The sequence below is a fragment of the Rhodococcus sp. 06-470-2 genome (assembly GCF_002258235.1).
GTDB lineage: Bacteria > Actinomycetota > Actinomycetes > Mycobacteriales > Mycobacteriaceae > Rhodococcoides.
In genome coordinates, this window is record NZ_NOYB01000011.1 from 1 (window position 1) to 25,655 (window position 25,655).

General features: G+C 65.3%; 25 protein-coding genes, 4 tRNA genes and 2 riboswitches. Of the genes, 11 read left to right on the forward strand and 18 right to left on the reverse strand.

All coding sequences use genetic code 11. The annotated features are described in order from the left end of the window. The 3 genes from CH276_RS06855 to CH276_RS06865 all read right to left on the reverse strand — a co-directional run. Positions 1-414 (reverse strand): acyl-ACP desaturase (locus CH276_RS06855; protein ID WP_176459146.1); only part of this gene is annotated, 414 nt, incomplete at its 3' end. 271 nt (positions 415-685) lie between these two features. Next, positions 686-761, reverse strand: a tRNA-Lys gene (locus CH276_RS06860). A 68-nt stretch (positions 762-829) separates the two neighbouring features. Next, positions 830-2,083 (reverse strand): lipase family protein, encoded by a 1,254-nt coding sequence (locus tag CH276_RS06865; RefSeq protein WP_094629807.1) that lies wholly within the window; start codon positions 2,081-2,083, stop codon positions 830-832. Positions 2,084-2,749: 666 nt separating this feature from the next. Between CH276_RS06865 and CH276_RS06870 the strand changes: the two genes are divergently transcribed. From CH276_RS06870 to CH276_RS06895, 6 genes are all read left to right on the forward strand, one after another. Then, positions 2,750-3,418, forward strand: a complete 669-nt coding sequence (locus CH276_RS06870; RefSeq protein WP_094629808.1) for a TetR/AcrR family transcriptional regulator — start codon at positions 2,750-2,752, stop codon at positions 3,416-3,418. Between the two features lie 79 nt (positions 3,419-3,497). Beyond that, a tRNA-Glu gene (locus tag CH276_RS06875) sits at positions 3,498-3,570 on the forward strand. 124 nt (positions 3,571-3,694) lie between these two features. Continuing rightward, positions 3,695-3,768 (forward strand) — tRNA-Asp (locus tag CH276_RS06880). 56 nt (positions 3,769-3,824) lie between these two features. Further along, positions 3,825-3,901, forward strand: a tRNA-Phe gene (locus CH276_RS06885). Positions 3,902-3,985: 84 nt separating this feature from the next. After that, a complete protein-coding gene (locus tag CH276_RS06890; protein ID WP_094631131.1) occupies positions 3,986-4,555 on the forward strand; it encodes a DUF6584 family protein in 570 nt (189 codons plus the stop codon). Positions 4,556-4,638: 83 nt separating this feature from the next. Further along, a complete protein-coding gene (locus CH276_RS06895; RefSeq protein WP_094631132.1) occupies positions 4,639-4,941 on the forward strand; it encodes a hypothetical protein in 303 nt (100 codons plus the stop codon). Between the two features lie 21 nt (positions 4,942-4,962). Here CH276_RS06895 and CH276_RS06900 read toward each other — a convergent pair whose 3' ends face one another. Together CH276_RS06900 and CH276_RS06905 are read right to left on the reverse strand one after the other, a co-directional pair. Next, entirely contained in the window at positions 4,963-5,262 is a 300-nt protein-coding gene (locus CH276_RS06900; RefSeq protein WP_141214673.1) for an ANTAR domain-containing protein, read from the reverse strand. Between the two features lie 91 nt (positions 5,263-5,353). Beyond that, positions 5,354-5,938 (reverse strand): helix-turn-helix domain-containing protein, encoded by a 585-nt coding sequence (locus CH276_RS06905; RefSeq protein ID WP_094631133.1) that lies wholly within the window; start codon positions 5,936-5,938, stop codon positions 5,354-5,356. A 111-nt stretch (positions 5,939-6,049) separates the two neighbouring features. Between CH276_RS06905 and CH276_RS06910 the strand changes: the two genes are divergently transcribed. Further along, the gene (locus tag CH276_RS06910; protein ID WP_094631134.1) at positions 6,050-7,168 is read left to right on the forward strand and encodes a hypothetical protein; all 1,119 of its coding nucleotides are present in this window, start codon (positions 6,050-6,052) and stop codon (positions 7,166-7,168) included. Here the strand turns inward: CH276_RS06910 and CH276_RS06915 are convergent. From CH276_RS06915 to metE, 6 genes are all read right to left on the reverse strand, one after another. Next, complete coding sequence (locus tag CH276_RS06915) at positions 7,095-8,012, reverse strand: pseudouridine synthase (RefSeq protein WP_094631135.1); 918 nt, start codon at positions 8,010-8,012, stop codon at positions 7,095-7,097. The genes CH276_RS06910 and CH276_RS06915 overlap by 74 nt on opposite strands. 90 nt (positions 8,013-8,102) lie before the next feature. Continuing rightward, a complete protein-coding gene (locus CH276_RS06920; RefSeq protein WP_094631136.1) occupies positions 8,103-9,098 on the reverse strand; it encodes an NADP-dependent oxidoreductase in 996 nt (331 codons plus the stop codon). Positions 9,099-9,108: 10 nt separating this feature from the next. Beyond that, on the reverse strand, positions 9,109-9,534 hold the full coding sequence (locus CH276_RS06925; RefSeq protein ID WP_027495882.1) for an organic hydroperoxide resistance protein: 426 nt from the start codon (positions 9,532-9,534) through the stop codon (positions 9,109-9,111). Next, entirely contained in the window at positions 9,531-9,989 is a 459-nt protein-coding gene (locus tag CH276_RS06930) for a MarR family winged helix-turn-helix transcriptional regulator (RefSeq protein ID WP_032395865.1), read from the reverse strand. The genes CH276_RS06925 and CH276_RS06930 overlap by 4 nt, the downstream gene beginning before the upstream one ends. A gap of 97 nt (positions 9,990-10,086) precedes the next feature. After that, positions 10,087-11,130, reverse strand: coding sequence for an ABC transporter substrate-binding protein (locus CH276_RS06935; RefSeq protein ID WP_094631267.1), 1,044 nt, complete (start codon positions 11,128-11,130; stop codon positions 10,087-10,089). A 106-nt stretch (positions 11,131-11,236) separates the two neighbouring features. After that, positions 11,237-13,492 carry a 5-methyltetrahydropteroyltriglutamate--homocysteine S-methyltransferase gene (metE, locus tag CH276_RS06940; protein ID WP_094631137.1) on the reverse strand — a complete coding sequence of 752 codons (2,256 nt, stop codon included), beginning with the start codon at positions 13,490-13,492 and terminating at the stop codon, positions 11,237-11,239. Positions 13,493-13,622: 130 nt separating this feature from the next. After that, a riboswitch (cobalamin riboswitch) is annotated at positions 13,623-13,820 on the reverse strand. 249 nt (positions 13,821-14,069) lie between these two features. Between metE and CH276_RS06945 the strand changes: the two genes are divergently transcribed. Then, positions 14,070-15,161 (forward strand): 3-deoxy-7-phosphoheptulonate synthase, encoded by a 1,092-nt coding sequence (locus CH276_RS06945; protein WP_094631268.1) that lies wholly within the window; start codon positions 14,070-14,072, stop codon positions 15,159-15,161. Between the two features lie 13 nt (positions 15,162-15,174). Here the strand turns inward: CH276_RS06945 and CH276_RS06950 are convergent, their stop codons facing one another. Next, positions 15,175-15,795, reverse strand: a complete 621-nt coding sequence (locus tag CH276_RS06950; RefSeq protein WP_032395863.1) for an alpha-ketoglutarate-dependent dioxygenase AlkB — start codon at positions 15,793-15,795, stop codon at positions 15,175-15,177. Between the two features lie 58 nt (positions 15,796-15,853). On the opposite strand from CH276_RS06950, the gene CH276_RS06955 reads away from it, so the two are divergent. Continuing rightward, entirely contained in the window at positions 15,854-16,279 is a 426-nt protein-coding gene (locus CH276_RS06955) for a VOC family protein (protein ID WP_094631269.1), read from the forward strand. On the opposite strand, the gene CH276_RS06960 is transcribed toward CH276_RS06955, so the two are convergent. Together CH276_RS06960 and CH276_RS06965 are read right to left on the reverse strand one after the other, a co-directional pair. Further along, the gene (locus tag CH276_RS06960) at positions 16,272-17,297 is read right to left on the reverse strand and encodes an AraC family transcriptional regulator (RefSeq protein WP_094631138.1); all 1,026 of its coding nucleotides are present in this window, start codon (positions 17,295-17,297) and stop codon (positions 16,272-16,274) included. The genes CH276_RS06955 and CH276_RS06960 overlap by 8 nt on opposite strands. After that, the gene (locus CH276_RS06965; protein WP_094631270.1) at positions 17,294-18,466 is read right to left on the reverse strand and encodes a pyridoxal phosphate-dependent aminotransferase; all 1,173 of its coding nucleotides are present in this window, start codon (positions 18,464-18,466) and stop codon (positions 17,294-17,296) included. Before CH276_RS06965 ends, CH276_RS06960 begins: the two co-directional genes overlap by 4 nt. Positions 18,467-18,528: 62 nt before the next feature. Between CH276_RS06965 and CH276_RS06970 the strand changes: the two genes are divergently transcribed. After that, entirely contained in the window at positions 18,529-19,515 is a 987-nt protein-coding gene (locus CH276_RS06970) for an LLM class F420-dependent oxidoreductase (protein ID WP_094631139.1), read from the forward strand. Positions 19,516-19,534: 19 nt separating this feature from the next. On the opposite strand, the gene CH276_RS06975 is transcribed toward CH276_RS06970, so the two are convergent. The 3 genes from CH276_RS06975 to CH276_RS06985 all read right to left on the reverse strand — a co-directional run bounded on the left by CH276_RS06975 (position 19,535) and on the right by CH276_RS06985 (position 24,278). Next, positions 19,535-20,203, reverse strand: coding sequence for a DUF3239 domain-containing protein (locus tag CH276_RS06975; RefSeq protein WP_094631140.1), 669 nt, complete (start codon positions 20,201-20,203; stop codon positions 19,535-19,537). 39 nt (positions 20,204-20,242) lie between these two features. After that, entirely contained in the window at positions 20,243-21,898 is a 1,656-nt protein-coding gene (locus tag CH276_RS06980) for a DNA repair helicase XPB (protein WP_094631271.1), read from the reverse strand. 88 nt (positions 21,899-21,986) lie between these two features. Then, positions 21,987-24,278 carry a helicase-associated domain-containing protein gene (locus CH276_RS06985; RefSeq protein ID WP_094631141.1) on the reverse strand — a complete coding sequence of 764 codons (2,292 nt, stop codon included), beginning with the start codon at positions 24,276-24,278 and terminating at the stop codon, positions 21,987-21,989. A gap of 61 nt (positions 24,279-24,339) precedes the next feature. On the opposite strand from CH276_RS06985, the gene CH276_RS06990 reads away from it, so the two are divergent. Then, a complete protein-coding gene (locus CH276_RS06990) occupies positions 24,340-24,528 on the forward strand; it encodes a hypothetical protein (RefSeq protein WP_032395857.1) in 189 nt (62 codons plus the stop codon). Between the two features lie 77 nt (positions 24,529-24,605). Here CH276_RS06990 and CH276_RS06995 read toward each other — a convergent pair whose 3' ends face one another. Beyond that, positions 24,606-25,217: a resuscitation-promoting factor Rpf1 domain-containing protein gene (locus CH276_RS06995; RefSeq protein ID WP_032395856.1), complete on the reverse strand. Its 612-nt coding sequence runs from the start codon at positions 25,215-25,217 to the stop codon at positions 24,606-24,608. A gap of 8 nt (positions 25,218-25,225) precedes the next feature. After that, positions 25,226-25,426: riboswitch (cyclic di-AMP (ydaO/yuaA leader) on the reverse strand. Between the last annotated feature and the right edge of the window lie 229 nt (positions 25,427-25,655).

Here is a 25,655-nt window from a genome sequence, read left to right on the forward strand (position 1 = left end):
GGTCATGTGGATCATGCGGGCTTCTTCGAGGGCGACGGGATCGACGCCGCGGGTGACGACGAGGTAGTCACGCATGACGATGCCGTGCCGGTTCTCCTCGGCGGTCCACCGGCCGACCCAGGTACCCCAGGCACCGTCCTGGGAGAAGTTCTCGGCGATCTCCCGGTGGTAGGACGGCAGGTTGTCCTCGGTGAGGAGGTTGGTGATCATCGCGGCCTGTGCGACGTCGGAGAGCTTGGACTGCTCCGGGTCGTAGTCCTGGCCGCCGAGTGCGGCGAAGTTACGACCTTCGTCCCACGGTACGTAGTCGTGAGGGTGCCACTCCCGAGCCATCGAGATGTGACGGTTCACATTGTCCTCGGCAGTGGGCACCAGCTCTTGCAGAAGCTCGAGCTGTGTCAGATCCCTCGCCATTAGATCGCCTCCATAGATTGCGTACGACCGGTCCAGCTTACGGCACCGTAGGTTCGGTGTGAACCTCGTCGTGGCTGTTCACTTGCTGTTCCGGCGGTCGTGATGTTCGGTGTCGATCGGCGCGAAGTCTCCCCCGAGCGTCGATCTTGCGACCGGCCTTCGCGAGTGCACGACCGCTGCAGTTCCCCCAACACGTCGCTCGGTCTCGGCCGATCGTTACGCCCGAGTGTACGTTCCGGACAGGTGTGAGCACTGTTACTCGGACGGTGTGTGGTGCCCCCAGTAGGACTCGAACCTACGACCTGCGGATTAAAAGTCCGTAGCTCTACCAACTGAGCTATAGGGGCGCGGCTCGAAAGTGTAATGGGCCGCGTAGCGCCAACGGGCAGTACCCCCGGCAGTGGGTTCCGACGGGTCAGCGCCCGAAGCTGCTGCATCCGCTCGGCACCGGAATGCCTGCCAGCCGGTCGTCGATCCAGGCGTACGCGCCGGGAATGCCGCTGAGGGCGACGATCAGGTGTTCGCCGAGATATTCCTCGAGTCTGACGTTCGCACCCTGGGCGCACCACTCGTCGTAGAGGGTCTCGGCTCCCTGTCGAGGAATCCAGAACTCCTGCCTGCCCTGATAGATCATGGTGGGGATGGTGGGCGCGAGGTCGCCGCCGAGACGTGTCGCGGCGATGATGCTCTCGGCGATCTCGGTGCGATCGACATTCGGAACGTTCGAGAGCGCCTGTGCCGGGATCGGAGCCACCACGCCACCGGGGGCGAGCAGACCGACGCACAGGTCCTTGGCGATCGTGGCCAGACGCAGTCCGTCGGCGTTCATCAGCGAGAACATCTCGGGGTATTCCCGTGCCACCCCGAGCGCCGCCGACAGGAAGAGCGTCGATGCGGCCGTGCCGTTCATCGACGTCAGCAGAATCCGGTAATCGGTCGGTGGACCACCGAACGCCGCGCCCACCAGATTCACATCGGGCGCGTACGTGGGGGCCAATTGTGCCGCCCATCCTGTGGCGATCGCCCCACCCGAGTACCCCGTCATGGCGATGGGAGAAGACGCAGGCACGCCGAGCTCGGGGAGTCGAACCATGGCTCGGAGGGCGTCGAGCACCGCGTGTGCGGCCATGCGTCCGGCGGCGTAGGCCTGCCGTGGCCCCTCGTGATCGGTGACGACGACGGCGTAGTTCTTGGCCAGGAACGCCTGAACGGCCGGTATCTCTCGGGCGAGGCCGCGAGGAAGCAGCCACGACGGCGCACAGGTGTTGCCGAGTGAATTGATGGCCATGTTGTATGCCACGACGGGTCGGCTCCCGGCTCCGGTCCACGGTGCGACCGGCACGATCACGGTGGTGGCCGCAGCGACGGGACGGTCCTTGGAATCGTTGGTGCGGAACAGGATCTGAGTCGAGGTGACCGGCGTGAACAACGGTCCGACGGTCACCTGTCTGGTTGCGAGTACGGTCCCGGGAGGTTGTTGTTCGTAGCCTGCAGGGGGATCGAACCAGGGCTCACCCAGTGGGGTGGGTAGATAGAGAGCCGGGTCGGCGACGGGGGCCACGAAGTTGCCCAGGGGGTCTGCAGGCGCCGTGCCGGTCGTCGACAGAGCGAGTACGACCACCGCGAACGACGTTGTGATGGAACGAAATACGCGAATCGGCACCTTCATGGCATGCACTCGTTTCCGATCGGCCGAACTACTCCATGTGGTGCATGTCACAGTAATTCAGTACAGGTGCGAGTTCGGTGCGAGTCCGGGAACGTGTCGAAAACGTTACCGACCGGTCTTTCTCATATCGATTACCGGGCAATGGATTTGACCGAGGGCAGACAGCGGTTTCGGCGTATTCGATTGCCGATCACTAGATTTGAAATGCTAACGAGCAACGCGAATCAGTTCTGGTCCGAGATCCGTTACCGTGAAATGTAATTCGGTTTTCAACCGAAAGTGCGTGGTGTGCTCTGAGCGACGTGAAGGATACGTCGATCGTTCGTTTCACGGAACTCGGCTGTACCCCGGGTCGCTGCCGCTGGCGAATCGGTCGAGCCGCAAGTCGGCACGGGGTCGGTAAGGGGGGCGGTCCGAAGAAGGTCGCGTCGGCGACAGCGGTGGACCGAGTGGAAAGCGGCTCGAGTGCGCACCCCCTGCAGCGCACTCGAGCCGCGCAGATCATACCATCCGGCTTGTTTCGGACGCCTAACCGATTTTTCCGACGGATGTGTGTGGCGAAGCGAACCGTAGGTGAGTCGACTCACGTGTCGTTCGGGTGAAGTACTCTCTATATGTACTACCTGCGGATACGCAGGGCGCTTGGGGCTCGGAGGCACGGAATAAATGGCACAACAAGAGCGCGCACGGCGGACCCGGGCTGCCATCGTGGAGGCGGCGGCGGCGGAATTCGCCAAGCGTGGATACGCAGCGGCATCCGTCAACACCATCTTGGAGGGCTCCAACGCCACCAAGGGTGCGATGTATTTCCATTTCCAGTCGAAGGAAGATCTGGCCCGAGCCGTGCTCGGGGCCGGTCTGGATCGGTACGTCGCCATCACGGAGAAGTGGGCCGACACCACCGCACACCCGTTCTGGGTCATCCGCGGGATCGTGGACGACATCGCGCAGAACTTCCAGAACGACGTGATCGTGCGCGCCGAGTTCCGGTTGATAGTCGAGCCGGAGTTCTACGCGGAGGTGCACTCCGGGGGCGGTCGCGTCTGGGGAGCTCAAGGCCACAAGCAAGCCGAGCGCGCTCTCGCGATGGGCGACCTCAAGCCGGAGTTCGACGCAGCCAAATTCGTGCGGGTGCTTGCCGCGTCGATGGCCGGTCAGCGGTACATGTCGGATCTGGTTGCCGACAACGCGGATCTGCGCGAGCGGTTCGAGGAATCCGTCGAGGTCGTACTGCTCGCCATGGCGTCCGAGCGTTGGCTCGCCGAGTTCAAACTGCACGGGTGGGAGCACTACGGCGAAAACTGCGCGAAAACCACCTCTGACCTGCCGGTTTGAGATTTGCAGCGAAAGTGTCCTAAGCTATCCCAGCTCCCAACGGAACGCCGTTGAGGGTAACGTCGAAGCAGTTCGGCGGGCCCCCTTCGTCTAGCGGCCTAGGACGCCGCCCTTTCAAGGCGGTAGCGCGGGTTCGAATCCCGTAGGGGGTACGTAGGAAGAGATCGGATTGACAATCCGGTCGGCAGTACAGCATTCTTCGTTTCGCTTCCCGCGTGATGCGGATTTGCAGTTCGGAGAGTTGGTGCGCTAGAAATAGCGCGGCAACAACAGCAAGGCCCTGTGGCGCAGTTGGTTAGCGCGCCGCCCTGTCACGGCGGAGGTCGCGGGTTCGAGTCCCGTCAGGGTCGCAACATCGGTACGAAGGTACCGACATTGCGATGGCATTGTTTCACCGGTGCCGCCCGGCCAGGTAGCTCAGTTGGTACGAGCGTCCGCCTGAAAAGCGGAAGGTCGCCGGTTCGATCCCGGCCCTGGCCACCACGGTGTTGGATCGACAAGCACGATAAAAGCCCCTTCCGGTCGTCCGGCAGGGGCTTTTTCGTTCCCAGGAGTTATTGTCGACGCGTGGACGTGATCGATCGAGCTCAGGAGGATCTGGCGCGCGGAGACAGTATCGCCGCTCGAGATCGGCTGGTCGGCGCACTGGTCCGGAACCCGACGTCGCCCGGCATCCTAGAATTGCTCGCGTACACGCATCTGGTACTCGGCGATCGTGCGGCGGCCGGAGCCGTCTGGTTCCTCACCGACAAGTCCGACGACGATCCGACGGCGTCCGCAGCGTTCGCCGCCCTGGAGAAGCAGTACCGGTCGCCTCTGATGATTGCGCGGGCACTGCCCATCCACGCGCCCTCCGATTGGTATCCCACTCGCGCTCGGATACGGCTGGAGCGGCTGGGTGCCGCGATCGAAGCCAACGGTCAGCACTGGGTGCCGCCACGAGACGTCGTGTATTTCGACGAGGACGGGCTGAACTCGGACGACTTCTACGGCCGGGACGGCGATCAGGACGACTCGGAGTACGACCGCGCAGGGTCGAATTACCGAACGGTGCGGCAGCGGGCGATCGCGGCGACCATCGTCATCGCGATCGCTGCCACCTCGGCATCGGTGGTGCTGGCACTCGTCTTCGGGTGACGCCGGTTCACGGACGAAGCGTGCGGCACCGAGCGTAGAGTCGCGAAAGAATTTCCGCCGACGATCGAGGGTGACGAGTTTCCATGGGCACAGCGAACGGTGCGGCGTCACCGGCTCCGCGAGACGACAACTATGCCGTCAACCTCGAGCAGGCGAGGGTGTTCGCGAGAGGGCTGGCCGAACATATCGAGACATGCTCGGCGTCCATCGAACTGGCGCAGTCCGAGGCATTTCGAGCTCGCGCGGATCGCGCCGAATCCCGTGCCCGAGCGTTCGAGTCCGAGGCGTCGACGCTCCGAACCGAGCTCTACGAGATGTACCGACACATCGACGCGATGACGGCACGCTTTCCGGAGCTGCGCAGCGACCCATCCGTTCGCGGCTAGCTCTCCGGAGCGCTCGTTCGATCAGAGGGCAGCGGAATCGGTGACCAGGCCGAAGGTCGTCTCTGCGCCTCGACGGCCTAGTGCCGATCCCCAGACCTCGTACACCGCGTCGGTGGCGGAGGATCGCTCGATGTCGCGGCCCTCCGCGACGGTGATGAGCGTGCGAGAGAGCTCGAACAGACTGACCCGGTGATGTCTCGCGGTCGTGAACAGCTCGTCGATGGCGTCGGCAACGGATCCACCGTGGATCCCGATGAGCACTCCGGTTGCGATGTCCACGTGAGTGCGGGACGCAGGCGATTCGGGCAGTCTGTCGGTCATCTTTTTCCTCGAGATGGTGTGTGGTCGGTGCGGATGACCGAAGTGGATCCTGGCGTCGAGCGGCTTCACTGTCTCACACGGACATGACATTTCATACCGTCGGTTTCGCCCGCACGTGCATCCGCTCGCCCTGGGGTCCGAACAGGCTCAGAAGCTCCACCGGTCGGTTTCCGACGGCACCGAACCAGTGCGGCACACGGGTGTCGAATTCGGCTGCCTCGCCTGCCTTCATCGTCAGATCGTGCTCGCCGAGAATCAGCCGCAGGGTGCCGTCGAGGACGTACAACCACTCGTACCCCTCGTGTGTCCGCGGACGCGGCTCCGAGCCTTCCGGGCGGACCAGGAGCTTGTACGCCTGAAGGCCGCCGGGACGCAGCGTCAGCGGCAGGATGGTCACGTGTTCGCGAACGGTGGCCGTGGTGCGCACCCGAGGGTCCGCCACGGGCGGAGCGGTCACCAGATCGTCGAGTTTCATCTGATGGGCACGAGCGATGGGCCACAGCAATTCGAGGCTGGGCTTGCGGTCACCGGACTCGAGTCGCGACAGTGTGCTGATCGAAATTCCCGTGGTGTCCGACAGCGATGCCAGGGTGGTGTTCTTCTCCATCCTGATGCGCTTGAGGCGGGGACCGAGGCCCGCGATGACCTCGTCCAGGCCAGAGATCGAATCTTCCATGACACCATTGCAGGTTCGGCAACGAGGTTTGTCAACCCAGGAAACATCGAGGCGCGAAAACGGCCCGCGAAAACGGCCCGCGGGCGACGGCAGGCGGCACATACTCGATCGATGACCGGTCGTCCGGGGACCACGTACCGCAGTGGCATGATCCGCGATGCCTACGGAAGCAGTGCATCCGAGGCGTTCATGGTCGTCGCCATCGTGACCATTCTGATCACAAGGGCTTACCTGGAGTTGACCGACTATCCCCAGGTCGGGGGCAAATCGTTGCACATCGCTCACGCCCTGTACGGCGGCGCTGCGATGATGCTCGCGTTGCTGATCGGGTGGATGTTCATCGGGTTCGGCGTTCGAGTGTTCACGGTGGTGCTCGGCGGAATCGGATTCGGGCTCTTTCTCGACGAAGTCGGCAAATTCGTCACCAAGGACAACGACTATTTCTACGGACCCTCGTCGGAGATCATGTACGTCCTGGTGGTGCTGCTGTTGGTGTTCAGCAGGATCGTTCGGGAGTTCCGCCGGCCCTCGGTCGACGAATCGCTGGCCAACGCGGCTGCGATCGCAGCCGACGGCGTCGCGCACGGCCTACCCGAGCATCGACGCGACTGGGCGCTACGCATGGTCGCGCGGGCCGAGGCCGAGGGTGCCGACGCGGACACCGTGGCCGGGACCCGACTGTTGCTCGGCCGCGCTCGACAGTCGACGTCGCGGACCCACTCGCTGAAAAATGTCGTTCCCCGGCTGATTCCCGCGTTCTTCACCAGCGCCCGGTGGATTCCCGTCGTCGGGTGGGGGTTGGTTCTGCTCTCCGGGGCGGGTGTGGTGTTCGGGATCGTCGAGCTCGTCATCGGGGACCTGCACATCGATCGACGCGACCTGACGATCGACGTCGACAGAATGGGAATCGCCAGCGGGATCCTGTTCGTCAGTGCCTGCCTCACCTTCGTCACGGCGCTGCCTGCGATGCTGTGCTTGCGTGCTCGGGGACCGCTCTGGCCGCTGCGAACCCTCCGGGTGTCCGCGTTGATCTTCACTCTTCTCAACGCCCTCGTGGACTTCGCTCAGGAGGGTTTCGCCGCGCTGGGGAATGTGGCGGTGGGACTGTTCGCGCTCGCGGTCATCTCGCATCGAATCACCGTCCGTACCGCCGAGCTCACGTCGGAAGCTGCTGCGACGCAGGCGGATCGAGACTCCGATTGCTCTCGAACCGTCGAATCAGGCCGCTGAGCGGATCGACGAATTCGATCGAACGCGCCAGTAAGCGAAGCGGATCTGAGTAGTCGTCGTCGGCGACCTCACGGAACGACGGATAGAAATTGTCGCCGACGATCGGAATGCCCAACGAGCACAGATGAACTCGAAGTTGATGCGTCTTCCCGGTTCGCGGACGCAATCGATACAGGCCGTGGACTCCGAACGTGTCGACGAGCTCGACGAGTGTTTCCGCGTTGGGCTCGCCCGGTACTTCTCGGGCCTGAAGAACGCCGCGCTCCTTGATGATTCGGCTGCGTACCGTCAGCGGGAAGTCGATGTCCCGGGAGCGTGGGGCAATCGCCTCGTAGTGCTTGGTGATGGTGCGTTGAGCGAAGAGTTCCTGGTACGGCCGGCGGGCCTGCTGTCGCACGGTGAACACCAGAACCCCTGCGGTGAGCCTGTCCAGACGGTGCGCCGGGCTGAGCTCGGGCAGGTCGAATCGGCGGCGGAGCAGAACGAGGGCAGAGCGAGCGATGTATGCGCCGCGCGGAGTGGTGGCCAGAAAATGCGGCTTGTCGACGACGAGCAAGTTCTCGTCGCGATGGAGGACGTCGAGTGAGAACGGTACCGTCGGCTCCACCGGCGGGTCGCGGTAGAGGTAGATGTCCGCCCGCGGTCTCGCGACGGTCGTCGAATCGACGGGTACGCCTGCTGCGTCGACGATCTCGCCGCTCGCAACTTTCTCGGTCAGTCGGGCGGCGTCCTGCGGGAACCGGGCGCGCAGGTACTCGAGCACCGTCGCTCCGGTCGCGACCTCCGGCATCCGCACCCGAGTGGGATCGAGGCCGTCGCGCAACGGGAGGGGAGCGGCGGGCATGCACCGACTGTAATCGGTCTGGGCATGGAAACACCCCGGCCGGAAATTCCGGCCGGGGTGTGGTCTGCGGTGAAACCGTTCGGGTTCTACCTAGATGGTGACAACCATCTTGCCGGTGTTCTCGCCCTTCATCAGGCCGATGAACGCCGAGGGGGCGTTGTTCAGACCGTCGACGACCGTCTCGTCGAATTCGACTGCGCCGCTGCCCAGCCACTCGGTCATCTTCGAGCGGAACTCTTCGGTCACGTGCGCGTAGGAGCCGACGATGAAGCCCTTGAGCGTCAGTTCCTTGCCGATGGCGAGGGCAAGGTTGCGCGGTGCCGGGGTCGGTTCGGTCGAGTTGTACTGAGCGATGGCTCCGCACATGGCAATTCGGCCGTACTTGTTCATCGAACCGATGGCGGCCTCGAGGTGCTCGCCGCCGACGTTGTCGAAGTACACGTCGATGCCGTCCGGTGCTGCCTGTCGCAACTGCTCGGCAACCGGGCCGTCGTGGTAATCGAACGCCGCGTCGAAGCCGAGCTCGAGCAGGCGAGCCACCTTCGCGGGGGATCCGGCACTGCCGATGACCCGAGATGCGCCGAGGGCCTTGGCGATCTGTCCGACGAGCGAACCGACTGCGCCTGCAGCGCCGGAGACGAAGACGACGTCGCCCTCCTTGAACGAAGCGACTTCGGTCAGGCCTGCGTACGCCGTCGTGCCGGTCATTCCGAGCGCGCTGAGGTATGCGGACGCCTTCGCGGCCGAGAGATCGACCTTGCTTGCGCCCTTGGCGGGGACGACGGCGACATCGCGCCAGCCCTTACCGTGCAGAACGGCGTCGCCGACGGCGAAACCCTCGGCCTTGGATTCGATGATCTCGCCGACGGCACCGCCGTCGAGTGGGGCGTCGAGCTGGAACGGCGGGACGTACGACTTCACATCGTTCATCCGCCCACGCATGTACGGATCGACCGACATCACGATGTTGCGGACGAGGATCTGCCCGTCGGCGAGTTCGGGAAGGTCGACGACCTCCGCGCGAAAGTTGTCTTCCGTCGGCCAGCCTTCTGGGCGGGACGCGAGGTGAATTTCGTGTGCCTTCAAGGGATTTCCTCTACTCGTCTTCGGTGACTGTGACGGTGACGTCGATGTTGCCGCGGGTGGCGTTGGAGTACGGGCACACCTGGTGGGCCTTGTCGGCCAGGGCCTGGGCGTTCTCGCGGCTCAAATTGGGCAGGGTCACCTCGAGGGTGACGGCGAGCTGGAAGCCGCCCGCGTCGTTGGGGCCGATGTCGACACGAGCGCCGACGGCCGAATCGGTGACGTCGGCCTTGTCCTGACGAGCGACCATCTGCAGCGCGGAGTGGAAGCATGCGGCGTAGCCGGCGGCGAAGAGCTGCTCGGGGTTGGTGCCGTTGCCGCTGCCGCCCATGGCCTCCGGGATGGCGAGGTCGAGATCGAGCCGTCCGTCGGAAGTGCGGGCGTGGCCGTTTCGGCCTTCACCGGTGGCCAGTGCCTCGGCGGTGTAGATCGTCTTCATGATGCTCCTTCTGTCGTGCCGGAATCGGTGTGATGCAGAGCGCTCGTCAATGCGTCGAGCGACTCCTTGAGTTTGACGAGATCGTCGACGTTCATGCCGGTCTTCTCGGCCAGCTTTCGTGGAATGTCGAGTGCCTTTGCGCGCATGGCACTTCCGGTCTCGGTGAGGTGGATCTCGACCCGACGTTCGTCGGTGCTCAGGCGTCGGCGCTCGATGAAACCGAGGCCTTCGAGGCGCTTGAGCATCGGCGACAGCGTGCCGGTGTCGAGATCGAGTTCGGCGCAGATGTCCTTGACGCCGCGCCCGTCCCGTTCCCACAGCACCAGCAGTACGAGGTACTGCGGATACGTGACGCCGAGCTCGTCGAGCATCGGGCGATACACCGCGGTGGTAGCCCGCGATGCGGAGTACAGCGCGAAGCACACCTGACGGTCGAGTGCGAGTTCGTTGGTCACGTCAAGAACAGTAGTGCACGGTTAAGTTGTGCGCAACCTACCTGTTCGATGTGCATGGAACTTCGTAGTGGGCTACGAAGTTCCATGCACATGGGGGTCAGCTCTGCAGGGCGCTCTTCAGGCCGTCGAGCACGATCGTTGCCGCCGTCGGGCCGGCATTGAGGTACCACGGGTCGTCGTCGACGCGCACGATGTGGTTCTCGGTTGCCGCGCTCATTCCGGTCCACAGCGGGTTGGTGGTGTACGACGCGGCGCTGGAATCGGCTCCGGCGTCCTGGCTCGATACGAACACCCAGTCCGCGTTCGCGAGCTGAATTTCCTCCTCGCTGAAGTCCTGCGAGGTCTTGTCGAACTGCTGGCTGTCCGGGCGCGCCAGACCGGCATCCCAGGCGATGTATCCCGCGAACGACGGGATGCCGAACACTCGCGCTCGATCGGCGGTGAAGCGGACGAACGAGACCGTGGGTGCGCCGGTGTCGGCAAACGAATCACCCAGTGCCGCAGCGTCGGAGGTGAAGCTGTCGATGAAGGTCTGCGCCTGCTCGGTTCGGCCCAACGCGTCGGCGAGCAGTAGGAAGTCCTGCTTCCAGTTCACTCCGGTGCCCTCCGTGAGCACGGTCGGCGCGATGGTCGAGAGCGTCGGGTAGATGTCCTCGGAGCCGGTCTTGTTCGCCAGGATGAGGTCGGGTTCGATGGCTGCGATGGCCTCGATGTCGACCTCCTGTCGGTTGCCGACGTCGACGAACTGCGACATGCGATCCGCGTACTGCGGGAACGAGAAGCTGATGTAGTCCGGGACCAGTGCGGCGCCGTCCCCGTAGGCGACTCCGGTGGGTACGACGCCCAGAGTGAGAGCTGCGTCGAGCTGACCGGTGGCGATCACGACGATCTTCTTCGGTTCGGCGGGGATCTCGGTCGAGCCGCCGAAGTGGCCGACCGTGCGGGGGAACACGCCGTCCGCGGCACCGGAACCCATGCCGTCGGGGATGCCGGTCGGGCCGGGGGCGTCGGTGGCCGCATCGGCTGTGACCGACGTCGACGCGGTGGAGGGAGTGGCCGTCTGCTCGGCGGTGCCGCCGCAGGCGACAGTGGTCAGTGCGGTGACCGCGGCGATCGTGGTGGCCAGGAGTAGACGTTTCACTTCGTTCTCTTTCACAGATCGGGCGTAGGCAGGTAAGCCTAGCCTGTACCTGGCGAACGAGGTGAGCGGAACTTCGTAGCAGGGGTCGAAGTTCCGCTCACCTGGGTCAGCGCAGCGCGGCCGCCGCCTGCACCATGTTTCTCAGCGACCGCTCGACCTCCGCCACGCCGCGGGTCTTGAGTCCACAGTCGGGGTTGACCCAGAGTCGTTCGGCAGGAACTGCTTTCAATGCCGCCCGCAGCGATTCGGTGATCTCGTCGACGCTCGGCACCCGCGGTGAATGGATGTCGTACACGCCGGGGCCGACACCGAGGTCGAATCCGATCGAGTTAAGGTCGTCGAGTACTTCCATGTGCGAGCGGGCCGCCTCGATCGACGTCACGTCGGCGTCGAGGTCGGCGATCGCGTCGATAATCTCACCGAACTCCGAGTAGCACAGATGCGTGTGAATCTGCGTGTGGTCGGACACGCCGGATGTCGAGATCTTGAACGATCGCACGGCCCAGTCCAGGTACGCCGCTGTGTCTTTCGAGCGCAGGGGGAGGAGCTCACGAAGGGCAGGTTCGTCCACCTGGACGATTCGAATACCCGCTGCCTCCAGATCGATCGTCTCGTCGCGAATCGCCAGGGCGATCTGGGCTGCGGATTCGGCCAACGGTAGGTCGTCTCGGACGAACGACCACGCCAGAATCGTCACCGGGCCGGTCAACATGCCTTTGACCGGCTTGTCGGTGAGCGACTGCGCGTACTCGGACCAGTGCACGGTCATCGGTTTCGGGCGCGAGACGTCGCCGTACAGAATCGGCGGCCGAACGCACCGAGATCCGTACGACTGGACCCAGCCGTTCGACGTGGCCGCGAAGCCACTGAGCTGCTCGGCGAAGTACTGCACCATGTCGTTTCGCTCGGGCTCGCCGTGGACCAGCACATCGAGGCCGATCTTCTCCTGCAGTGCAACGACATCGGCGATCTCGGATTGCATCCGGGATACGTATTCGGCGTCGTCGATCTCACCGGTGCGCAGGGCTGCCCGAGCGAGTCGAATCTGCGTGGTCTGCGGATACGAACCGATGGTGGTCGTCGGCAACGACGGCAAGTCCAGTCGCGCAGCCTGAGCCCGGCAGCGTTCCTCGGCCGGGGTGCGGTCGACGGAGATTCCCGCGTCGAGACGTGCCCGAACGGCCGCGTCGTGCAGACGAGGGTCGGTGCGACGAGTCTCGAGCGCGGCTCGGGCCTGCTCGAGCTCGGACGACACCGATTCGGTGCCCTCTCGCAGCGCCCTCGCGAGGACGGCCACCTCGGCAACCTTCTCGGTACCGAAGGCCAGCCAGGATCGGAGCGGATCGACGATGTCGGTCTCTCCGTCGAGGGTGTACGGAACGTGCAGCAGCGAACACGAACTCGACACCGCGAGCGTGCCGGCACTACCCAACAGGCTCGCCAACGTTGCCAGCGCCTTGTCGAGATCCGTCCGCCAGATGTTGCGCCCGTCAACGACGCCCGCGACTATGTGCTTGCTCGCGAGCGCAGGTATCACGGCAACGTGCTCGACGGTGCCCGGCACCGTCAGATCGATCGACAATCCCTCGATACCGGTCGACGCGAGCACGGGCAGTACCGCACCGAGGTCACCGAAGTACGACGCCAGCAGTATGGCAGGCCTCGTCGACACTGCGCTCAGGTAGTCGTAAGCCTTCTTCGCACAGTCGATCTCGTGCTGCGTGCGGTCGGCCACGAGCGCAGGTTCGTCGAGCTGGACCCACTTCGCCCCGGCATCGGCGAGGTGTGTCAGCAGCTCCGCGTACAGCGGCAGAATCTCGTCGAGGCGGTCCAGTAGCGGGGCGCTGCTGCCGACTGCCTTTGACAGCAACAGGAACGTCACCGGTCCCAGGACGACCGGTCGAGCCGGGACATCGAGCGCGCGAGCTTCTTCGAGCTCGGCGAGCACCTTCTCGGGATGCAGTGAAAAGGTTGTCGCCGGGGAGATTTCGGGCACGAGGTAGTGGTAGTTGGTGTCGAACCACTTGGTCATCTCCAGTGGTGCGACGGTCTCGTTGCCTCGGGCGGCGGCGAAACAGCGGTCCAGCTCGCTGTTGATGCTCCGAACCCGCTCGGGTAGTGCGCCGAGCATGACCGCGGTGTCGAGCACGTGGTCGTAGTACGAAAAGGTGTTCACCGGAACGGAATCGAGTCCGGCAGCGACGAGTTCTCGCCAGGTGTTCTCGCGCAACGTCCGCGCGACGGATTCGAGTGCGGCTGCGTCGAGCGTTCCGGCCCAGTAGGATTCGACGGCTTTCTTCAGTTCTCGGTTCGGTCCGATACGGGCGGAACCGAGCACGGTGGCGGTGAATTCGATACTCACGGTAGTTCTCCAGGTGACTGCTGCATCGATGGCGCACCGCCTTCTCGGGCGCGCGAATCCCGGAGAGCCCCACGAGCAGCCGTACCAGGGTTACGCGCCCATTCCACGAGGCGGTGAACCGCTGCGCACGGCGTGCACAGCACAGACGGCAGGTATTCGGACTCGCGGGCACGTGGACGAACAGTCCACTCCTACTGGCCGTCGCTTCCCGAAGAGGCCTCTTCAGTGCTGTTGACGGCGGTCGTTCCTGCATACCGCTGCGGGACAGTCCCGGATTCTCACCGGGTTCCCTCTCACGACGCGCCGTACCGCACGCATCGCTTCGGCGCCGTGGTGAACTTCGGGGCTCCTCATGACCACCTGGCGAACCGACTGCAGGGACGAGCATAGATGCATCGACGAAGCGTCTGCTACGGTGCTCTCATGCAGCGCACGTATTTCTGGTTTAGCAGGCCGGCCCCGGGTGGGTCAGCCAGCGACGCCATGCGCTGAACTTCCACCCCACGAGCCGGATACAGACCGGCTCGAAGTGCGTGTGGAGCATGAGGAGCCGGCCTGGGAACAGGAACGCCCTCTCATGACACTCTCTCTCGACACCCCGCCTCTCGACGATCAGCGGACCATCAGCATCAGTCCGTTGATCGCTCCGTCGGTGCTGCGCCGTGAGCATGCCGTCGACGACGCGATCTCGGCCACGGTCCGTACCGGCCGCGCCGGCGTGGTCGACGTGCTGGACGGCCGCGACGATCGGCTGATCGTCGTCGTCGGCCCGTGCTCGGTGCACGACACCGCCGCTGCTCTCGACTACGCCCGACGCCTCGCCGCCAAGGCATCCGAACTGGGCGATCGCCTGCACATCGTCATGCGCGTCTACTTCGAGAAGCCGCGAACGACGCTGGGCTGGAAGGGTTTGATCAACGATCCGCACCTCGACGGCAGCTTCGACATCAACGCCGGTCTGCGAGTGGGACGCCAACTGCTGCTCGACATTTCCGCGCTCGGTCTGCCGGTCGGGTGCGAGTTCCTCGACCCGATCACCCCGCAGTACATCGCAGACCTGGTCAGCTACGGCGCAATCGGTGCGCGAACGGCGGCCAGCCAGGTGCACCGGCAGCTGTGCAGCGCGTTGTCGATGCCGGTGGGGATCAAGAACTCCACCGAGGGGGACATCCAGGTTGCGGTCGACGGCACCCGCGCTGCCGCCGCGAGCCACGTCTTCCCCGGCACCGATCTCGACGGTCAGGCGGCTCTCATTCGCACCGTCGGGAACCCGGACTGCCACGTGATCCTGCGCGGCGGTGTCGACGGGCCGAACTACGACGCCGAATCGGTCGCCGATACCGTTGCGCGACTGCGTAAGTCGGGTCTGCCGGAGCGGGTGGTCATCGACGCCAGCCATGGCAACAGTCGTAAGGACCACAACAAGCAGGTCGACGTCGTCACCGACGTGGCCGCTCGGGTGGCGGCAGGCGAACACGGCATCGTCGGACTGATGCTGGAGAGCTTCCTGGTCGCGGGCCGTCAGGATCTCGAACTCGGCCACCGGGACGAGCTGGTGTACGGGCAGTCGATCACCGACGCCTGCCTCGATTGGGACACGACGGCAACGCAATTGGACAAGTTGGCCGCAGCGGTGGTGGAGCGACGGAACTCGATCACCGCTCGTTGACGAACCCGGCCCGTCAGCGAACCCCGCGCGGTCGGAACTGCACGCTGATGCGTGGGCCGATCGCGCGGGTCGACTTGGGAATCGCATGCTCCCAGGTGCGTTGGCACGAGCCGCCCATCACCACCAGGTCCCCGTGGGCCAGCGTGAACTTCAGCGACGTTCCGCCGCCACGCGGTCGAAGCATGAGTTGCCGTGTGGCACCCAGCGATACGATCGCGACCATCGTGTCCTCGGTGGCGCTGCGGCCGATGTTGTCGCCGTGCCAGGCGACGCTGTCGGATCCGTCGCGGTAGTAGCACAGTCCGGCGGTGGCGAACGATTCACCGAGTTCGGTGCGGTAGTGATCGTCGAGCGCATCGCGCGCGTCGTACAGGGCTGCGTCGGGCCACCGTTCGCGCTCGGCGTAGAACCGAACCAGGCGCGGCACGTCGACCACGCGGTCGTACATCTGCCTACGTTCGGCTCGCCAATCGACGGCGTCCACCAGCGAATCGAACAGGTGGGAACCGGCCAACCAGCCCGGTCGAACGTCCACCCACGCCCCGAGCGTGAGTTCGCGGCGGGTGACGGATTGCAGCGATCCGACGCCACCGTCGTCGTCACCGAACAGGGAGCCTTGCATCGCGAGCGACATGGATCGACTGTATCGAACAGGTGTTCCCATTGCCAGTGAGTGGCGGTATCGTGCCCGCATGGGATACGGACTTCAGGTTGTGGTCGACAGCTCGAACCCCCATGCGCTGGCGAAGTGGTGGGCGCAGACGCTGGGCTGGCAGGTCGAACCCAGCAACGAGAGTTTCATCCGTGAGATGGTCGCCGCGGGCCACGCCCGCGAAGAGGACACGACCGTCTTCGAGGGCGTTCTGGTGTGGCGGGCGGGTGCCGGCATCTCGGATCCCGAGTCGCCCGGCAGCCCGCGGGTGTTGTTCCAATCGGTGCCCGAACCGAAAACGGTGAAGAATCGGTTGCACCTCGACATTCGCGTCGGCGACGAGCGCGAGACGGTGGTCACGCAACTGCAGGCCCGGGGTGCACCGGTACTGCATCGAGGACACCAAGGCCCCAGTGTCTGGATCACCATGACCGATCCGGAGGGCAACGAGTTCTGCGTCAGTTGACTCGGTAAGCACCGGGAGTCTGGCCGGTCCATCGCTTGAAGGCCCGGCGGAAGGCACTGGGCTCGGAGAACCCCAGGCGGGTCGAGATGTCGTCGACGCTGTCGCCGCGACTGAGCCCGGAGATCGCTGCATCGCGCAGTACTTCTTCGCGCAGTTGGTTGATGGAGGTGCCCTCCTGCCGAAGAATTCGTCGCAGGTGCGGTGGGCTGATGTTGAGCATCGCCGCGATCTCCTCGGTTCCCGGTGCTCCACCTTTGAAACCGGTTTCCAGGGCGCGGCGGACCTGGCTCGACGCCGTACTGTCGTAATCTCGAGACGAGAACAGTAGGTTGGGCGACTCCGCGAGATAGTCCGCCAGCGTCGCCTCGGTCTGCACGATCGGTGCCCGCATCACCGCGCTGTCGAATTCCAGTGTGGCCAGATCGGTTCCGAACTCCACGTGAGTCCCGAAGATGGCGTCGTACATCTTTCCCGCTTCGGGTCCCGGCAGCGGGTAGGGCAGTTGGACCGACAGAAGTTTGACCCGGTTGCCGATGAGCCACGCCGCGAATCGGTGCAGCAGAATCAACAGGAAGTCGGTCAGCAGTCGCTCGGCGAGTTCGTTGCCCTCCGGGCTGAGGTGGGTGGTGGGGGTGACGTGCACGGTCAACACCGTGGATTCCTCGGTTCGGTCCATCGTCATGGGGCGCACCGGAATCAGCACCCGCATGGTCTCGGACATCCGAACCAGCGCAGCCCACAGGTTCTCGGTGTGTATCAGCGTCTGGCACACCACGCGAAAGCTGCCGCGTCGCACCGGAACTGCGGCGAGGCCGAACAGTTCGTCGCCGGTCATCGCCCAGACCGCCTGGGTGAACGCGGTGACCTGCCGAGTGGTCAGGCGCTCCGCAGGATTGTCGAGGATGGTGGAACCGATGCCGGCCATCGACAGCGGGTAGGTCAGGTCCACCCCGCTTTTCGTCGCGAGGTCGACGGCCTGCCTGACGAAGTACGCCGGGATCGTCGGTTGCGCAGTCACAACTTTCGTAGCCTCTCGGCTGCGTCGGCGAGAACCTCGTCCTGCTTGCAGAAAGCGAAGCGCACCAATGATTTCCACGGACCCGGCTCGTCGACGAACGCGGTCACCGGAACCGCCGCCACGCCGACCAGGTCCGGGAGGGCACGGCAGAAGTCGTAGGCGTCACCGCGCCCGATCGCCGCGATGTCGGCACAGACGAAATACGTTCCCGCGCTGTACTTCACATCTGCTCCTGCGGCGGCGAGCGCGGCCGAGAGCGTGTCCCGTTTGCGTTGCAGGCCGTCGCGCATCGTGGCTATCCAGGCCTGTTCGTGCTCGAGCGCGTAGGCCACGGCCGGTTGGAACGGAGTACCGCCGACGAAACTCATGAACTGTTTGGCGGCGCGGACGGCGTCGATCAGTTCGGCAGGCCCCAACGCCCAGCCCGTCTTCCACCCGGTGGCGTTGAAGGTCTTGGCGGCGCTCGACACGGTGACGGTTCGCTCGAACATCCCGGGCAGTGTCGCGATCGGCGTGTGTACGCGGCCGTCGAAGACGAGATGCTCGTAGACCTCGTCGCTGAGGACCAGCAGATCGTGTGCCACCGCGATCTCGGCGATGCGGATCATGGTGTCGCGGTCGAAGACCGTGCCGGTGGGATTGTGCGGGGAATTGACGATCAGCATGCGCGTGCGAGGCCCGATTGCGCGTTGGAGGGCGTCGGTGTCGACGGTCCACCCGTTGCCGTCGGCGACCAGCGACACGGCGGTCCGGGTGGCACCGGCGAGAGCGATGGCGGCGGCATAGGAGTCGTAGAACGGCTCGATCAGCAGGACGTCGTCGCCCGGCTCGATCAGACCGAGGAGGGACGCCGAGATCGCCTCGGTGGCACCGACGGTGACGAGTATCTGCGAATCGGGGTCGTAGCGCAGACCGAATCGCGCCGACCGGTCCTCGGCGATGGCAGCGCGCAGCACCGGCATGCCAGGGCCGGGGGAGTACTGGTTGAGCCCACTGGCGATGGCCTGGCGCGCGGCCTCGAGCATGGCGGGTGGGCCGTCGGTGTCGGGGAAGCCCTGCCCGAGGTTGACGGCATTCTTCTGGACGGCGAGCGCGGTCATCTCGGCGAAGATCGTCGATGCGAACGGGCGCAACCGTGCCACTGTGCGCGAGGGGAACGACTCGGACATTCCTGCAGCGTAGTTCACAGACGGCAGCCGGTCGTTCGCCCTGCGTCTGTACTGTGCCTGTCATGCGATTCGGATTGTTCGTGCCACAGGGGTGGCGTCTCGATCTCGTCGGTATCGACCCTGCCCGGCAGTGGAGTGCGATGCGCGACCACGCGCTCGCCGCCGAGGCCGGTCCGTGGGAATCTCTGTGGGTCTACGACCACTTCCATACCGTTCCCACCGCGACCGACGAGGCCACGCACGAGGCCTGGTCGCTGATGTCCGCGTTGGCCGCGTCCACCTCGCGGATCAGGCTCGGGCAGATGTGCACGGCGATGGCGTACCGCAACCCGGCCTACCTGGCCAAAGTTGCTGCCACCGTGGACATCGTGTCGGGCGGCCGCGTCGAGATGGGCATCGGCGGCGGCTGGCACGAGCACGAGTTCCGAGCCTACGGCTACGGATTTCCCTCTGCCGGAGAACGATTGGGCAGGCTCGACGAGGGCGTGCAGATCTTCAAGCAGGCATGGACGGCCGGCGAGGTGTTCCTCGACGGAAAGTACTACGAGATCGACGGTGCCGTGGTGCGACCCCTGCCGTTGCAGGAGGGCGGCATCCCGCTGTGGATCGCGGGTGGCGGCGAGAAGGTCACCCTGAAGATCGCCGCGAAGTACGCCAACTACACCAACTTCGACGGAACCCCCACCGGTTTCGCCACCAAATCCGCTCTGTTGCGTGAACATTGTGCAACCGTGGGTACCGATTTCGATGCCATCGTCCGCTCGGCGAACTACAACGTTGCCATCGGTGCAACCGAGGCCGAGGTGGAAGACCGATTGCGCGCGCTCGAAAGCCGCCTGACCGAGTACGTGGGTGCCGAGAAGGCGCACAGTGCCCTCGACGCGTACCGCGGGATGCCCGCAGTGGGAACTCCTGAGCAGATCGTGGAGAATCTGACAGCGCTGCAGGAACAAGGGATGACGTACGGCATCTTCTACTTCCCCGAAGCGGCGTACGACCGGTCCGGTATCGAACTCTTCGAGCGCGAGGTGATCCCATCCCTGGCCTAGGCCGGGGATGCGCTTCGATTCAGCGCAGGTCGTCGGGAAGATCCGCAGGATCGATGAGCAACTGTTGGTTCTTGGCGGTGCGGACCTTCTCCGACAGGCCGATGTTGGCGTGCAGCAACGCCCACTCGCCCTCGGTGATCTCCTCGACTGCCCGCGCGATGACCCCCGGATCGGTGGTTCCCCATGCGATGGGCATCGCCGTGGCCAACTGCCACGTTCGCCCACCGGTGTTGCGGCCACGGTCCGCGAGAACCGACACCGCAGGCACCTGAGCGCCCCGCTCGACGGCGTGGCCGGGAAGCGTGCGCACGACGCGGGTGATCAACACGTAGTGCGGCTCGTCCACCTCCGGCTTCGCGATGTCGATCAGAGCCAGCAGTATCGCTCCGCTCGGTAGCTTCTCGGCCACCATCGCCGGCACCAGATCGCCTGCAGCATATTGCGATTCGATGGAACCCATCTTTCGGGGTGCCCACAGCATCACCCAGAGCGAGGTGGCCGCGCCGATCAGGAACACCGCGCCGAGGATGTACGACCACGGAGCGGCGATCCAGATGAACCAGGCCCCGAGCGCGATGAGGAACACGGCGGTCAGCGCTGCGGAGGAACGCAGCCGACGAAGCTCGGTGAACGTCTCGTTGACCGACCTCGCGTGGGCTACGTCTACAGGGAACTCGAACTTGCGCACAGAGGTATTCCTAGCACGGCCCCGAGTGGACCCGACGTCTCAGATCGCCGGACCGAGCAGATCGTCCGCGTCGGTGATGCGGTAGGCGTAGCCCTGTTCGGCGAGGAAACGCTGACGGTGGGCTGCGTACTCGGCGTCGAGGGTGTCGCGGGAGACCACCGAGTAGAAATGCGCCTGACCGCCGTCGTGCTTCGGCCGGAGCAGTCGGCCGAGGCGCTGCGCCTCTTCCTGTCTGGAGCCGAATGTTCCCGAAACCTGAACTGCCACAGAGGCTTCCGGAAGGTCGATCGAGAAGTTCGCCACCTTGCTCACCACGAGCGTCTGGATCTCGCTCTTGCGGAACGCGTCGAACAGCACCTCGCGCTCCTTGTTCTTGGTCGAGCCCTGAATGACCGGAGCGTTCAGCGCTTCACCGAGCTCGTTCAACTGATCGAGATACGCGCCGATGACCAACGTCGGAGCGTCCTGATGTTTGGCGAGGATCGACTTCACGACGGCGATCTTGGTGTGCGCCGTCGAGCACAGCTTGTAGCGCTCCTCGGGCTCGGCGACGGCATAGGACATGCGCTCGGCATCGGTGAGGGTGACGCGAACCTCGATGCACTCGGCAGGCGCGATCCAGCCCTGTGCCTCGATGTCCTTCCACGGAGCGTCGTAACGCTTGGGTCCGATCAGCGAGAAGACGTCGCCCTCGCGGCCGTCCTCGCGGACGAGGGTCGCGGTGAGGCCGAGGCGTCGACGGGACTGCAGATCGGCCGTCATGCGGAACACCGGCGCGGGGAGCAGGTGCACCTCGTCGTAGATCACCAATCCCCAGTCGCGGGAATCGAAGAGCTCCAGGTGCTTGTACTCACCCTTGGTGCGACGCGTGATCACCTGATACGTGGCGATTGTCACAGGGCGAATCTCCTTGCGCTCTCCCGAATACTCGCCGATCTCGTCCTCGGTGAGCGAGGTGCGGGCGATGAGTTCGCGCTTCCACTGCCGACCGGCGACGGTGTTGGTGACCAGAATCAGCGTGGTCGCCTTCGCTCGGGCCATCGCGGCTGCGCCGACCATCGTCTTGCCGGCACCACAGGGCAGTACCACCACTCCCGAGCCACCGGCCCAGAACGAATCGGCCGCCATCTCCTGGTAGTCGCGAAGCGTCCAGTTGCCGCCCTCGGTGTCGAGCTCGATGGGGTGAGCTTCGCCGTCGACGTAGCCGGCGAGGTCCTCGGCAGGCCAACCGATCTTGAGCAGCATCTGCTTGACGTGGCCGCGTTCGGACGGATGCACGATCACCGTGTCCTCGTCGACCATCGCGCCGAGCATGGGTGCAATCTTCTTGTGCCGCATCACCTCTGTGAGCACGGCGCGGTCCAGACTGATCAGGACCAGACCGTGTATCGGGCTCTTGACCAACTGCAACCGGCCGTAGCGCGCCATGGTGTCGACGATGTCGACCAGCAGCGGTTGCGGCACCGCGTAACGCGAGAAGTTCACCAGCGCATCGACCACCTGCTCGGCGTCGTGGCCCGCGGCACGGGCGTTCCACAGGGCCAGCGGGGTGATGCGATAGGTGTGCACGTGCTCGGGGGCACGTTCGAGCTCCGCGAACGGTGCGATGGCCGCTCGCGCTGCGCCCGCGAGTTCGTGATCGACCTCGAGCAACAGCGTTTTGTCGGACTGGACGATCAGCGGGCCGTCGGTCACGGTTCCTCCTAGAGACATCTGCTGCGCCCGAAAGAGCGCAACTTCTCCATTGTCCACAGGTAGGGGCGCGCGTGCACGTGAGCCCGGTCTACTCGACCAACGCGACCGAGGTGATGCGATGCAGGGTGAAGCGTCGAACCCCACCGGTTGCGGGGTCGAACGCGTCGAGTTGGCCGCCGCCGGTGCTGATCGGATCGACGATGCGATGGGTGGCCACGCCCTGGGCGTCGACGTAGCCGATGCTCACGCTCCGTTTGACCTTCGCCGCGGTCTGCAGCAGCGTCATCGTCGCGGTGCTGCTGGCCCGAGATCCGTCGGCGCGCACCACCGCGCCGCCGTTGCCTGCCGCCCTGTCGGCTGCGCGCATTCCACGCACCAACGAACCCAGCTGTTCCTCGGTCGGGACGGCCGGAGTGCGGAACGTCTGGCGTGGCCGCCTGGCCGATACCCTCGACCCGCGGGCACGCAGATCGACGATGGTGCCGGACGAGTCCTCGCCCGCAGGCGCGAATCCCGCCCCGGCCAGGACCGTGAGCACCTCGGCGAGCGGGGCCTGTGAGATCGCGACGGTCGGAGCCAGTGCCCTCAGGGCCAGGGATTCGGCTGCCGGCGACGCCATCACCTCGGCCAGCAGGGCCGGGTCCTCGCATCGAACGAACGACGCGGCGACGCCCGCTCGTAGGCGGCCGTGCCGACGAGCCACGTCGTCGATCAGGTAGGTCAGGGCCTGGGGTACCGGCGTTCGCGAGTGGGTGGCGAACAACGAGTGCAGTTCGGAGGCGGTCAGTCCGACGTCGAGGGCGCGGCGCAGGCTGGTGTCGCTGATCCGGTACACCGTGGCTGCGCCCGCGGACTCCACGTCGGCGACCAGTTCGATTCGATCCTGTAGTTCGGGTTCGAGGGGTCCGGGTGCCACCAGGGTGAGGTCGGCCTGCACCAGGACGTAGTCGATGGGCTCGGGCAGCGTCGCGCGCATGTCGGCCTCGGCGTTGCCGTCGTGCAGCAGGGAGCGTCCCGGGGTCGAGATCGCCCCGCGGGCGACGATGCCGAGAGCCGTTGCTTCGGCGAGAACATGTCCGACGGGGGTGACGCCGAAGCGTCCCGACCACCGGGGTCGACGCCACGCCAGGGTGCGGGCGAGATCGGCGGGCTGCGCTGCGTGTCCGCTGCCGAGTTCGGCGAGCAACTCGAGAATCATCCGTCGATCCCGGGGCGCGGCCGGGGATCGGACTTCGTCGGACAGGGCGGCGATGGGCTTGTCGTTGGGGTCACGCATCCCGATGACCCACGGTGCCCGTGGCACTTCGAGCCAGGCGGAGGCGAGGGTGTGCCAGCGGGCAGCGGGGGCCGCGGTGAGCCACGCGTCGACGGCGGGTGTGGGTGCCCAGTAGTCGTCGCCGTTGTCGGACGCAGGCACCGGGTCCGGTGTTCCGCTCGAGATGAGATGGGCGGCGGCCAGCAACTCGACGAGGATGCTCACTCGATCGTCGTCGAGGCCGGTGGCCTTGGTGATCTTGCGGAGCTCGCGCACTCCGAGGCCGCCGGCCTTGAGGGCGGGTGCAGGCGAGGCCGACAACGCCTCGATCACGGCTACGCAGTGTCGGTTCAGCTCCAGTGCCTCTCCCGCGGCAGCGGCGTCGACATCGGTGAGCGAATAGGTGCTGGTGGCGAGCTTGGGTTCGGCGAGCGAGCGTGGGTCGGACATCGGTTCGCCGCGCAGGATCTGCCCGACCTGGACGGGAAGCTCGACGGTTTGCTCGTCCAACCAGATCAGTAGGCCTGCGGCGAGCAGCTTCTGGACGGGTCGATCGGGCGGTGTTCCCGGTGCGGCGTCTCGGGTGCGGCCGGTCGGGGACGATCTGGCGAGGGTGTCGAGAAGGCTGCGTTCGCCGTCGCCGAGCTCGGCCAGAGCCGCGGTGATGTGTGATTCGGTGAGGTTGTCGACCGGGTCGAGTGCGCGGCCGATGCGCCACGGCACCGCGTCCGCCGCGGTGGCGCTGATTCGGAAGCCGGCTGCATCGCCCCACACCAGCAGGCGTTCGCGCAGCTGGGCCAGTGCCCTGTCCACGCTCTTGGCCGGTGCGCGTTTGGCGATCACTGCCAGCAGCGCGGCGCGAGTGACGGGTCGTTCGTACGCTTCCTCGATGGCGAGGATCTCGAGGATCGTCAGGGCCAGGGTGTCGAGGGTGTCCGCGGTGTGCAGGATCGATCGGCGCTGCTCGGCCCGTCCGGCCAGCACGGCCAGGGATGCGGGCGGCGGCGCGGTCAGATCCGGACGCAGCGACATGGCCTTGATCAGCTCGGCGTCGCTGCGAGCTGCGATCCATTGCGGCAGATCAGGAGGCGTGTCGGTGTGTCGGTGCGCAGTCGTGTCGGTCATCGTCTATCAGATTAGAGACCTGGGCTGGTGCTCGCCGCAGGGCAGGTGTCAAAATGGGCCCATGGTGAACAAGTCGAAGAAGCCCTATGTCGATCCAGGCTGGCCGGACACCGCTCGCGGTGACCACGCGGTGACCGAACTCTCGTCCGCTCGATCGGGTGGCTTGTCACCCTTCGGCGAGGACACCGAGTTCCCGCTGCCCGTCGAAGACCTGCCGTATGCCCACCCGGTGACCGTGGTCAATCGCTGATTGCGGACCTCGAACACGAAAAAGCCCCCGACGATCGTCGGGGGCTTTTCTCGTACGAGCTCGAACTGCCGTGCAGCCTACTGGGGCAGGAATGCCTTGTTGGCCTGGTAGAAGTTCACGATCTGCGGATCGAGCTGGATGCCCTGAGCCGCGTTCTGCACGAACGCTGCGATCTGCGGATCGTTGGTGATGTTCTGGACGGCGGTGACGATGCCTTCGACGACCTCGGCCGAGCTGTCCACGGCCGGGATGGACGTGAGGTCGGGGAGAGCGGGAACCTCCGGTGCCTTCGGGGTGACCGGAACGCTGCGCTCGGTGGGCGCGCTGTTCAGGCCGAGGCTCGAGGAGCAGGACGGCCATGCGCCCCAGCCCTGCGAGTCGAGGACCTTCTCCGCCACTGCGATCTGCTCTTCGCGGCTGGCCTGGTTGGCCGTGGCCGCGTACTGCTGGCCGCCGTGTGCGTTCCAGGTGCTGGGGGAGAACTGCAGCCCGCCCTGGAAGCCGTTGCCGGTGTTGATGCCCCAATTGCCGCCGGCTTCACACTGTGCCAGGCGGTCCCAGTCGGAATCCGGTGCCGCGTTGGCGGTGCCGGTGAAGGCGATGCTCGCGGTGCCCATGATGGCTCCGGTGACTGCCACCTTCGCGACGGTCTTGCCAGTGGTGCTCGGCTTGCGATGACGTCCGCTCATACGAGTTGAAATCCTCTCCACACGCGCCTGCGAGGTCAGCTGTCGGGTTCGGGCTGAGAGGTAGCCCGGCCTTTTCGCTCACTCCTCGGAATGAGCAATTGGGCTTAACCCCAAGGGAAGTCGGGGCGGCTTCGTGAGCCGCTACAACTTCCCGGTTGTCCGTGGAGGACGTGGGTCCCCCGTCCTCGTCCCCTGGGTGATCGTCGAGGGTGTTCCGGTTCCCGCGGGACGAGGTTTGGCGCTGCGGGCCGGAATTCGGCCGAACTTTCCGGCCGCTGCTGACCGTACTGAAATTCCCGCCTTACGTCACTATTTGGTAACTGTCGATTTCGGGGCGTCGTCGAGAGCGCATTTCGTACCTGTTTCGGGTCTCTCGAGTCGGCCCAGCTAGTGGACGTGCCGGGCATTGAACCCCTGTCCGTTGCCTGTCCGTTACCC